The sequence below is a fragment of the Spirochaetota bacterium genome, from assembly GCA_038043445.1.
Classification (GTDB): domain Bacteria; phylum Spirochaetota; class Brachyspiria; order Brachyspirales; family JACRPF01; genus JBBTBY01.
This window is the reverse complement of the sequence record JBBTBY010000014.1, coordinates 1-8,809: the sequence shown is the minus strand read 5'-3', so window position 1 is coordinate 8,809 and position 8,809 is coordinate 1. Positions and strand designations below refer to the sequence as shown.

Below are 8,809 nucleotides of genomic sequence, written 5' to 3'. Positions count from 1 at the left end.
ACAAGGAATGACGGCATCTGTGCGAAAAGCGACATGCTGATACACTCCGTTGCAATGTGAAGGGCCGTTCGAAATGACAGTATCGATCTCATTGTGCCGCCTTACCAGAACCGCTGGACATAGGAGAAGAAAATATCGGGAATGAGCATCGTGTCGACAGCCATTGCGGGCAACACACCTCCCAATGTACTGACCGCGAGTTCCCCGGCAGAGTTCCTCAACATGCCGAATATGTCGTTCAGACCGAAGAGCGATGACGTGCCCCCGCCGAGCACCTGTCCGCTTCCCGATATCACGCTGGCGTTGATGATGACTTTGCCTGCTTGCTGTCCGCCCACACCGTACTGCCCCGGGTTCCAAAGCTGCAGCTCCTGCCTCGTGGTAAGGAGCCCGGTGCTCGCCGGAGGCGTGATGTTCAAGAGGTCCGCCATCTTTCCTTCATACGCCGTCGTCGATCCGTTGAAGTAGAAGAACGTCTTGTCATTGCCTGCGTTCTGGGTATAGCGGATATCACTATTGCCGCTCGGTGTACGTTCGCCAACACGCGTCGATGAAGATGCGACATACAGATCGTTCCCGGATGAGGCCGCTATCGCCGCGCCGACCGTTTTCGGCAGATCGCGGTTAAAACGCGTCGTCATGTCAAGATAGCTCAGCCCGGCGTTCACACCGGTCGTCCGTTTCGTAAGCGAAATGAGATTGACCGTACGCGAATCGATCCAGCGAACGAGCTGCTCGACACGCACCACGTCGCCGTTCATATCGGTGAGCACGCGGCCGGCCATGAGATCGGTGGTGCGCTTTTCCGAGGCGATGGAGCGCGTGAGGGCAAGTTTTGAACGCTCACGGTCGATGAGCCCGCGGAGCTTCTGCTTCCTGTCGTCGAACCTACGTGCCGGCGGCGGCGTGTCGAACGACGGTATGCCGCCGAGCATGTCGCTGATGTCGGCATCGTTCGCCTTTTTCGGGGGTATGAGATTACCGTTCTCATCGACGATGGCGAGAAAGCCTCCCGAAACGGGCACGAGCGTATTTCCGCTGCCGAAATCGACGGTACCCTCGACGGTCAGCAGTTTTGACGCACCCTTCTGGAATGTAATGACGAATGTCGTTCCGCGGACGGATGCGATGGCGTTGGGGGTCTCGACATTGAACGACTGGTGTACCGCGAGTTTAGCAAGATGCATCCACGCCTTGCCGGCTGCGAGACGAAGGTCGACGTTCTTTTTCGTCGCTGCAGCGGATCCGAGGCTCACCTCGGTGTTCTCCGCTATGCGAACGGTGGCGGATGGTCTCTGCGATGTAAGTTCAACGACGCCCTTCGCGGTGCGTATCGAATCGGAATTGACGAGTTTATCTTTGACGGCGGCCGCTTTCCATGCCGTTTCACCGCCGCGCTTTATCGAAACGCTCCCCGCGAGCGATACGATGGTCAGTTCTATCGCGTGCGCGGCAGAGAAGGTGAGCGCAAAAATGAAGGATGCCCGTATGAATGAACGCATCGTATGCCTCCCGGAAAAACCAATCACCCGAGCGAGCACATGCGGAGTTTCCGTCACGATAAAAATAACATAACGCCGTGATTTGTCAATGCACAAGCTGTCGTGAAAATAGAGAACAAGGGCTCATGAGCCCTTGTTCCATGCAACAGAGCGGTCGCTGTTCTCAGCGCCCCGGTCTATTTCAACTATGGTGTTTCACGACGATATCGTGCGGGATCTATGTTCTTGAGAGCGGGAGCGTAATGACGAATGAATTGCCCGTACTGCGGGGCACGCAGGCGATGGAGCCGCGGTGTTTCTTGATGATGGCGCGGGCGATGAAAAGCCCGAGGCCGGTGCCGGCAATATGGTCCGCATCGCGGTCAAGGCGCGAGAATTTCCTGAAGAGCTTTTTCACATCGCGTGCTGCTATCGGCGTGCCGTCGTTATAGATATCGATGGTCACACGGGAGGCTTGCGCTACGGCGCGAACGGTTATGCACCCGCCCGCCGATGCGTAGGATGCCGCATTGCCGAGGATGTTCATTATCGCGGCGGCGAGCATGCCGCTGTCCGCGGGGACGATGATGCCGGGTGCTATATCCGTTCCTATCGTGAGCCGGCGCTGCTCGGCAATGGTGCGTATGGATGCGGCAGCCGGCAGTATGACCGTGTCGAGCGTCGTCGGTCGAAGCACGGGGACGAACATCTTCTCGCCGATGCGCTCGAACATGAACAGGTTCTTCATCATGGAATCGAAATAACCGAGATAGGTGAGCGAGGTGGCGATGATCTTCTTCTGCTCATCGCTCACGGCGCCGAAATACCCGTCCTTGAGCGCATAGAGGTTCTGCATTGCCGCGGCGAGCGTGCCCTTAAGTTCGTGCGCGATGAACGCGAAACGATGTGCCGGCAGCGCGACCGCGGGCTTTTTCTTTTTCGGGTACTTCATCGATGCGGCCGCTTACGGTTCGCCGAGCTCATCGACAATGCCGCCGCGCCGGAGGTAATCCCGATAATGTTCGGCGTCGCGCTCGAGTATCGAGTGGAGGTATGCGATGTTCTTTTCGATGTAGCCCGCGTAGAGGTTCTCGTCAATACCCCAGCGTTCGCGGAAATGCAGATGCAGATGCTCGGTCTTATTCCCGAAATCGGCGGTCAATCGCTGTGCAGCGACCTTGCGGTAGAAGTTCTCCGTTTTCTTGAGCAGATCGAATTCCGAGGTGAACACCGTCGTCCCGCTTTCGCGTACCTCGCGGTAGAGGAGGAGGAGCTTCTCCAGATAGAGCCTGTCGGCAAGCTGGCCGATGAGGTCGGCCGAGCCCACGATAAAGCCCGCACTCTGTATCATCGGGGAACTGAAATTGATCGCCGACGGTGCGAGCCCGAGCATGGTGCAGGCTATCATCTTCGCACAGGAGGCGATGTCCTCTTCGGAATACCCGTTGGCGGTAAGATATCGTTCGGTGAAGCGCATGCTCCGCTTCTCATGATGCGCCCCGTATTTTGCGCCTGTGCCGTCGTTGTCGTTCTTCTCCTGTATGAAGCCGATATCGTGCAGGAGCGAGGCGATGAGCGCAAGCCGCGCCCCCCGCTCGTCGATGAGCCTCGTGCCGATGTGTACGCCGTGGATGAGGCGCAGCGCCGCGAGGAACACGTTCTCAGTATGCGCGAAGTCATGATAGCCGGTATTGCTCGCCTTATATTCTTCATGGTCGCCGGAGAATATCCGCCGCGTGTCGTTATAGACGGCGCGCACCGCTTCAACGCTCCCCTCCATGCGCATGGCGGTGAGGACGTGCTCTATCTCCGCGTAAATATCACGCGGGCCGAGGAACATGATACCAGCTTTTCTTTGATCGTCCATTACTGCCCCGAAGATGACATATAACAACATTATCGGACGATGGTGATGTAAAAATTATAGACAGGTTTTTGCGCCTGCCGGCTGCCCTTTCCCCGTAGTGGCGTTGCCGCTGGGCTGCGCCAAAGGCGCTCGCCTTAAAAAGGGGAACGGCGCTGGGGGTCAGATGGTATCATCCTGAGCGGAAAACCGAAGCGGTTCGCCGACGCCGGGTCGATCTTCTTCGCCGCTATCGCGGTGCGGAACGCGGTGGGAGTCATGCCGGTGAAGCGCTTGAAGAGCCGGTTGAAATTGGCAAGATCGTTGAACCCGGTGCGGTATGCCGCATCCGCAATGGCTATATCCTTCACGGAGATGAGCTCGCAGCATTTCTCCACACGCACGCGGTTCAGATACTGCAGCGGCGTGAGCTTCAGGTGTTTTTTAAAGAGGCGTATCAGGTGCTTGGCGCTCACTTCGGAATCGGACGCCATCTCGCCGCTTTCACCGAGGAGATGGTACTCGGACTCGATGCGCATGAGTGCGGTATAAAGCGGAGAGGGCATATCCTTGAAACGGGAGAGCACGGAACTCTTCTCGGCGGACGAACGCTCGATGATGGCGATGAGTCGTGCCGCGGAAAGGGCTATCATCCGTTCATAGCGGTGCTGCTTGAACATGTATTCACGGAACATCGCATCTATCGTGCGCTCGAAATCGTCCGCCTGGTCGGGCAGGAGCGAGAGTGCGCAGCGGCCGGAGCGGATAATGGCGGCAAGTGCGGCAGCCGTCGGTGCGAGCGAGTGCGCGCGGAAGAATTCCGGATAGAACGCTATGCTCGTCTGATCATGCGTGCCGGCAGCGGCGAAGGAGTGTTCGATGGTCGGCGGTGTGAAGAGGACATCATGCGCGCGGAAGGGCGTTCGTTCGCCGTTGAGGATATGAACGCCGTCGCCCGTGTGAATATAGGTCAGTTCGGTGAAATCGTGGCTGTGCGGCGGATACGATGTGATGGTCCCCGTCCGCGATATGCCGAACGGCATGATGCTTCTGCGATGCGATATTATCTTCACGATAACCCCTCAGTGAGCGGCGCGTATCGTCAGCGGAAGATATGCATGATATCGTTCGCGGTTATGATGATCCCGAGCGATACTAAAAGCGCGAAGCCGACCATCTGTATGCGGATAAGAAGCGCGCGGTTGAGCGGCTTCCTCGATATGAATTCCCAAAGCGAGAACACTATTATCGATCCGTCAACGATGGGGATCGGCAGGAGGTTCATGAGAAAGAGGATGAGGCTCAGCACGGCGGTGAAATTGATGAGCCCAACGATGCTCGTTTTCGCCACTTCCTGCGTCATCTGCATGATGCGAATGGGGCCGCCCACCGAATCCTTGAGCGGCAATTGCCCGGTCACGAGCATGCCGAGCCCGCGCACATAGCTTGTCAAGGTCGATGCGCTCTCCGTGAACCCGCTTATGATGGCGCGATGGAGCGGCTTGCCGGGTGTACGTTCGGTGGAAAGCGGCGCATCGGAGAATTCCACGCCGATGACGCCGTATGAAGTATTGCCGGATCTTTTCGTCGCGGGGATGACATCACGCGTTACGGTCTCTTTTCCGCGGCGCACGCTTATCGTTATCTTTGTTCCGGGATTATCGTACACGGCGGTGCGAAAATCGCTGTAATAGGAGACTGCCTTCCCGTTCACCACGGCGATAGTGTCGCCCGCCTTAAGCCCGGCGTTCTGCGCCGCCGAGTTCGCCTGTACGCGTTTTATCGTGAGCGTCGTCGATGCTATGATAATCCCCGATGAGCCGCCCATGAAGCGCTGCATATCATCGCCGCGCAGCTTCAGATCAACGGTCGCACTGCCGCGCCGTACGGTGAATTTTGTTTCCGAATCCTTGGCGAAAGCGCTTACGTCCTTCAGGGCATCGTACACATCGCGGTCGGTGCGTACGGACTTCTTGTTCACCGAAATGATCACATCGCCGCTCCTGAAACCGGCGCGATGCGCTGCCGAGATCTCATCCTTGCCGCCGGCGTATTTTGCGTTCTCGAAAACGCTCAGTGTCGGTGCGTAAAAATTCCGCGTTGACGGAAGCATGGCGAGCGCTGCCAACAGCATGACGGCGAAGAAATAATTGAACGCCGGACCGCCGACAGCGATGGAAAGCCGCTTCAACGGGTGCGTATTGAGGAAATCGTCCTTCGATCCGCCCTTGTCATTGGGGTCTTCGCCCTTGAATTTGCAGTAGCCGCCGATGGGGAACCAGCCGATCTGGAATTTGATGCCCCAGAGCGTTTTTGAGATGATGCCTTTGCCGTACCCTATCGAGAATACTTCCGCTTTTATGCCGGTAATAAGTCCCATGACGAGATGGCCGAGTTCATGCACGAAGATGAGAACACCGAGCACGACGAACGCTATTATCCAGAAGAGAATATCCATGTTTGTTTTCCTTTGTGATGAGTATTATAGCAAAAGGGCGGGGGAAAGCAAACGGCTAGAGTTTCTGTTTCCCGCTCATCGTTGCGATATCGACGGCGAACGTGCAGGTACGCGACATCTGCTTCTCATCATAGACGAACGGTCCTTCGGTGAATTTCGACATGAGTATATCGAGCGCCCTCTTCTTCTCGGCGGCGTCGGTAATGAACCGCACGCGTCCTGTCCCGAGCACCGAGCGATAGCGTACGCCCCAGTGGCAGGCCGTCTCCCCGCGAATGACGGCGTAATTATCGAACACGGAGAAAGCGACCGATGGGTGCCTTCTGAGCATGTCGATCTTCCGCCCTTCGAGCGCGCAATGGATGAAGAGCGTCCTCTCGCGGTAGCCGAAATTGAGCGGCAGCGCGTAAGGGGTATCGCCGTCGATGAGCGCAAGCGTCGCCACCTCTGCCGACTTCAGTATCGACTCTATCTCCGCCGTATCGGTTATTTCCCGTTCTTTTCTTCGCATCGTGATGCTCCCGTGTTATTCGATGTAGCCGTTCTTCTGGAGGTTCCACAGCTTTTTATATACGCCGGGCCGCCGTATCAATTCCGTGTGCCGTCCCTCATCGACGATGCGTCCGCGCTCAAGGACGATGATACGGTCCGCGTTCATTATCGTCGAGAGCCGGTGCGCGATGATGATGGCCGTGCGTCCGCGCAAGAGCCGCGCGAGGTCGCGCTGAATATCATGCTCGGTCTTTGAGTCGAGCGATGATGTCGCTTCGTCAAGGACGACGATCTTTGTCTTCGCAAGGAGGGCGCGCGCAATGGACACGCGCTGTTTCTCGCCGCCGGAAAGCTTCACGCCACGCTCGCCGACGATGGTGTTCTCCTCCAGGGGAAAGCTCTTTACCACTACATCGAGCTGGGCAAAGCGCATCGCGGCAAGCACATCCTTCCGCGGCGCGTCCGGGTTCGAGAAGGCGATGTTGTTGTACACCGTATCGTCAAAGAGCATGCATTCCTGCGGGACTATCGCCATCGAACGCCGAAGCGATTCCTGCGCCACGTCGCGAATATTCACGCCGTCGATACAAATGCAGCCCTCATCGACATCGTAGAGACGATAGAGCAGTTTCACGAGCGTTGTCTTCCCGCAGCCGGAGCGGCCGACGAGAGCCACCCGTTCATGCATGCGTATCGAAAGTGAGAAATCCGTGAACACGTTCTTCTTGTGATAGCGGAATGAAACACCCTTGAGCTCTATCTTCCCGTTCGGGACCTTCATCGGCGGTGCCGACGGCGCATCCTTGATGGAGTTCTCTATCTTCGCGTACTGGAAAAGCGATTCGAAATCCGCCATGGCGCGATAGAACTGGCGCATGCCGTGCACGAAGCCGAAAAGCGGCCCGATGATATTGCCGTAGAGCGTGTAGATGAACACCACCGTGCCGAGCGTCATCGCGTGATGCATGAACGCGTACACGGGATACGCCACCAGGGCGAATGCGCCGGCGCCGAGTATTATCGTCTGGCCCGCGTCCCAGAAACGGTAGAAGTGCCAGTGCGTACGCATCGCATCGCGCGTGGTACCCGAGGAGTCGGCATAGCGGCGGCGTATCATCCCTTCCTTGCCGTAATATTTTATCGAATCGACGTTGGCGAACACATCGCCGATGAACCCCTTCTCGCGGTCGTCGGCATTGTTCGCGGCGAGATTGTACGGCTGCTGTATGTTCTGGAGGATAAGGCTGTACGCAATGAATACCGCCACCGTCGCGAGCACGGTCACCATCGGTATCCAGCTGAAGCACACGAGCGATATCGATACCGCGACGAGCTGAAAAAAGAGCGGTGCGAACTGGAAGAGGAAGATATCGGTCATGCCTTCCACGGCGCGTCCGCCGCGCGAGAGCCGCGAGATGAGGGAGCCCGACTTGTGCGTGGTGTGGAATTCATGCGAAAGCCCGACCAGATGGCCGAAGAATTTATTCTTCAGGTCGAAGATGAGCCTTGATTCAAGCTCATTGATGAAATGCAGATGCGCGAATTTCGCGAGCGATCGCATCAGTATTATCCCGCCGTATCCCGCAGCAATGGCGGCGAGAAGGCGTACGAATAATTCTACGGCAAGCTTTCCGCCGGCAAGATCGGTGCCGCGATCGATGATGAGCTTAAAGAGAAGCTTATCCGCCGCCACGCTCGCTTCGACCAGGAGGCTCACGGACAGAATGATGACCACGTACGGGATGTAGCGCTTCACTATGTCGAGGTAAATGGTGAAATTGAATTTGAAATCTATCCTTTCTTTTTTCTGCTCTTTCATGTTATTCCCTTGTCATGGTCCCGCTCACTGCTTTCCTGACGAACGGGCTCTCGAATTCCTCGGCGATGGCGTCCATGATGATGACGTCATACACCGTTCCGCCGATAGGCCATGCCTTCCGGCGCCGCCCGATGAGCTTGAAGCCCGCCTTCTCATACGCCCGCTGTCCGCGCTTGTTGAACTCGAACACGCTCAGCCGCACATTCCGGAGATTGAGGATATTGAACGCGAAATCGAGCGTGAGCTTCGTCGCCTCGGTGCCGTATCCTTTATCGTGGTAGTTCTTGTCGCCGATGAGTATCCCGAAATCGGCGAGGCCGTGCACGAGATCGATGCGATGCAGCCCTGCAGTGCCGATCATCGTATCGGTGGCGATATCGACGATGGCGTGCACGATCTCGCTTTTATCCTTCCCTTCGCACGCGTTCGAAAGCCAATTCTGCTCCGAGGGTACCGTCACCATGGATGATGCGATCGAAAGATTTTTTGTGATAGCGAGATCATTGAACCATCCGCAGATGAGCGGTGCGTCGTCCGCTGAGAGCGGTGAAAGATAGACCTTTGTTCCGATAAGTTTCCTGAAGTACTTCATGTTCCTCTCCTGTATCCTTCAGCGTGCAGCATAGATGACGGCACCCATCACCTGTTTCCAGACGATATCGATATCATGAAAGCCGGCTTTTGCAAGTCCGGCAATATGCGATCGTATCGTTGCC

General features: G+C 56.7%; 8 protein-coding genes. All 8 read right to left on the bottom strand.

All coding sequences use genetic code 11. From position 1 onward, the window contains the following. Positions 1 to 101: 101 nt before the first annotated feature. The 8 genes from AABZ39_02510 to AABZ39_02475 all read right to left on the bottom strand — a co-directional run bounded on the left by AABZ39_02510 (position 102) and on the right by AABZ39_02475 (position 8,685). Positions 102 to 1,502 carry a FecR family protein gene (locus AABZ39_02510; GenBank protein MEK6793621.1) on the bottom strand — a complete coding sequence of 467 codons (1,401 nt, stop codon included), beginning with the start codon at positions 1,500 to 1,502 and terminating at the stop codon, positions 102 to 104. A gap of 217 nt (positions 1,503 to 1,719) precedes the next feature. After that, on the bottom strand, positions 1,720 to 2,433 hold the full coding sequence (locus tag AABZ39_02505; protein MEK6793620.1) for a HAMP domain-containing sensor histidine kinase: 714 nt from the start codon (positions 2,431 to 2,433) through the stop codon (positions 1,720 to 1,722). 12 nt (positions 2,434 to 2,445) lie between these two features. Beyond that, positions 2,446 to 3,348 carry a hypothetical protein gene (locus AABZ39_02500; GenBank protein MEK6793619.1) on the bottom strand — a complete coding sequence of 301 codons (903 nt, stop codon included), beginning with the start codon at positions 3,346 to 3,348 and terminating at the stop codon, positions 2,446 to 2,448. A 134-nt stretch (positions 3,349 to 3,482) separates the two neighbouring features. Further along, a complete protein-coding gene (locus AABZ39_02495) occupies positions 3,483 to 4,397 on the bottom strand; it encodes an AraC family transcriptional regulator (GenBank protein ID MEK6793618.1) in 915 nt (304 codons plus the stop codon). 29 nt (positions 4,398 to 4,426) lie between these two features. Continuing rightward, the gene (rseP, locus tag AABZ39_02490) at positions 4,427 to 5,782 is read right to left on the bottom strand and encodes an RIP metalloprotease RseP (GenBank protein ID MEK6793617.1); all 1,356 of its coding nucleotides are present in this window, start codon (positions 5,780 to 5,782) and stop codon (positions 4,427 to 4,429) included. A 55-nt stretch (positions 5,783 to 5,837) separates the two neighbouring features. After that, on the bottom strand, positions 5,838 to 6,293 hold the full coding sequence (locus AABZ39_02485; GenBank protein ID MEK6793616.1) for a pyridoxamine 5'-phosphate oxidase family protein: 456 nt from the start codon (positions 6,291 to 6,293) through the stop codon (positions 5,838 to 5,840). Between the two features lie 15 nt (positions 6,294 to 6,308). Beyond that, positions 6,309 to 8,093, bottom strand: a complete 1,785-nt coding sequence (locus tag AABZ39_02480; protein ID MEK6793615.1) for an ABC transporter ATP-binding protein — start codon at positions 8,091 to 8,093, stop codon at positions 6,309 to 6,311. A gap of 1 nt (position 8,094) precedes the next feature. Continuing rightward, positions 8,095 to 8,685 carry a GNAT family protein gene (locus AABZ39_02475; GenBank protein MEK6793614.1) on the bottom strand — a complete coding sequence of 197 codons (591 nt, stop codon included), beginning with the start codon at positions 8,683 to 8,685 and terminating at the stop codon, positions 8,095 to 8,097. Positions 8,686 to 8,809 lie beyond the last annotated feature (124 nt).